The 2428-nt window shown below is 38.7% G+C and carries 1 protein-coding gene and 1 pseudogene; both read right to left on the reverse strand.

Translation table 11 applies throughout. From position 1 onward, the window contains the following. Positions 1 to 154: pseudogene (locus QL998_RS20510) on the reverse strand (IS110 family transposase); the annotation flags it as partial. 119 nt (positions 155 to 273) lie between these two features. Then, a complete protein-coding gene (locus QL998_RS20515) occupies positions 274 to 2214 on the reverse strand; it encodes a DNA topoisomerase III (RefSeq protein WP_024603831.1) in 1941 nt (646 codons plus the stop codon). Positions 2215 to 2428: the final 214 nt, after the last annotated feature.

The raw sequence follows: 2428 nt of genomic DNA on the forward strand, positions 1-2428 counted from the left end.
CTAAAGCAACTAAACACGTAGTGTGTTGTTGGAAAAAAGATAACACTTGCGCACGCTTTAACATTTTCTTTTTAACTAAGCGCCCTTGTTCATTGCAGCACACCACATGGAAAAATCTTTTTGCTATATCTAAACCAATTGTTGTAATCTTCATTTTGGTCTTCTTGTCCCTTTGATTATTGTAACCACTTTAATCATGGCACATAGATGCCGTATAGGGAGGAGACCATTACATCAGGTTAAGTAATATCGTTTAATAAAATGGCTCTGTAGCTAACTAGCAACAGAGCTTTTTTTATAACTCGACTTTTTAAAGGTCGCTTTTCCACCTCGTTTAGCAAAGCGTTTTTTAGGTGAACTTTTTGGTAACCTTGCAAATGCATTGCTATCGCAGTTTGCTGCTAATTGTACAAACCCATTTAGGTCAGTAAGTAAAGGCTGTAAAAATTGCTGATAACTCATTACTTGCTGCGCGATATCACCTAAGCTCGATTCCCACTTTGCGGTTAAATCAGGACTCGCTAAACCTTGTGGTAATACGCTAATAAGGGCAAGTCCCGTTTCGGTCGCTCTAATTGACTTACCTTCACGTTTTAAAAAACGCCGCTTAAATAACAACTCGATTATTCCCGCACGTGTTGCCTCCGTACCTAAACCATCAGTGTCTTTTAATACTTTTTTAATTTGTGGATCTTTAACATAACGACTAATGCCGGTCATCGCAGCCAATAATGTAGCATCGGTAAAATAAGCAGGAGGTGATGTATGCTTTTCGACCACTTCGCCTTGCTCACAAAAAAGAGGCATACCTTTAGTTAAAGGAGGTAACGTAGCTTCATCTTTTAATTCAGACTTACCCATTAATACCTTAAAGCCCAGGCTTACATCTTGTTTTGCATTTGCTTTAAATAATCCGCCAGCGATTGTTATCTCTGCTTTAGTTTCGTTATAAATATAGTCGGGATAAAACTGAATTAGGTAATGGCGGCTTATTAATTGATATACCTTCGCTTCGTCACCGTTCAAACTCGCTGACTTTAACTGCTTAGCCGTAGGCACAATGGCATGATGGGCAGCCACTTTTGAATCGTTAAAACATTTACTACGCTTTTTTACATCAGCCCCGTTTACTAATTCACTGCTTTGCCCACCATTAGCACTTATAGCTTTAAAAATAGCTGATGCATCTTGATGGTGATCTTTAGGTAAATAACGATTATCCGAGCGTGGGTAAGTAATTAATTTATGACGTTCGTAAAGTATTTGGCAAATATCCAACACTTTTTGAGCTGGCATACCAAATGCTTTAGCCGCATCGATTTGTAGTGCAGATAAATTATAAGGTAATGGAGCACTTTGTTTTTTTTGTTTTTGGTCAAGTGAAGTAAGCTCAGCACTTTGCTTTGTAATGCGTGAAGCAACATTTTGTGCGAGTGCTTTGTTAAGTATTCGCCCTTCTTCATCTTGATGTGGCTCACATGCTTTACTAGGAACCCACTTAGCTATGAATGGCTGGTTATCTGGAGTAAGTAAATGCGCCAGTACATCGTAAAAAGGCTTAGATACAAAGTGTGCTATTTCGTTATCTCTATTAACAACAAGACCTAAAATAGGGGTTTGTACTCGCCCTACCGAAAGCACATTACCAAACCCTGCTTTTTGCCCAGCTAGTGTGTATGCACGTGTTAAATTCATACCAAATAGCCAATCAGCACGAGAGCGCGCTAAAGCAGATACACTTAGCGGAATAAAATCTCGATTAGAACGCATAGTACCCAGTGATTTTTTTACCGCCGATAAGTTTAAATCACTAATGAGTAAACGTTGCGTACTCTGCTTTTTAGCCTGACTTATTTTAGCTTCTTCAATTACTTGATCGACTAGTAGCTGGCCTTCACGGTCTGGATCGCCAGCGTGAATAAGTTGCGAGGCTTGTTTAATTAATTTTTTTAAAACAGTGAGCTGTTTGCGAGTTTTGGTTTTGGCTTTTAACTTCCACTGTTCAGGTATTATAGGTAAGTGTTCAAACTGCCACTTTTTAAAGCGCTCATCGTAATCATCGGGTTCTGCTTGTTCTAGCAAATGTCCAATACACCACGATACACAATCGCCATTAGCGACTTCTATATAACCATCATATTTTTTGTGTGGTTTTGGTAACGCATCAGCAATAGCGCGTCCAAGTGAAGGTTTTTCTGCAATGTAGAGTTTCATAGCCTGCTCATCACTGTTTATATAAACAGTAGTCTAGCACAGCTATTTTAAAGGAGGGAACTTTTTGTAACTATTGGCTAGCTGGGCCACGGCAAGATCATTATAAATTGAACTTATAGAGCAAGTAGTGATCAGATCAAGGCATAATAATTACTTGGTCGCATAAATATGAGCACTACTTTTCTGAAACATTTTAATTCAATTACAGATCCTC

Origin of the sequence: Pseudoalteromonas sp. APC 3691, from assembly GCF_030408135.1 — a bacterium.
Taxonomy (GTDB): domain Bacteria; phylum Pseudomonadota; class Gammaproteobacteria; order Enterobacterales; family Alteromonadaceae; genus Pseudoalteromonas.

Excerpts from the sequence above, each read along its gene's own strand:
- QL998_RS20515 (WP_024603831.1), bottom strand. The coding sequence starts at position 2,214 with ATGAAACTCTACATTGCAGAAAAACCTTCACTTGGACGCGCTATTGCT.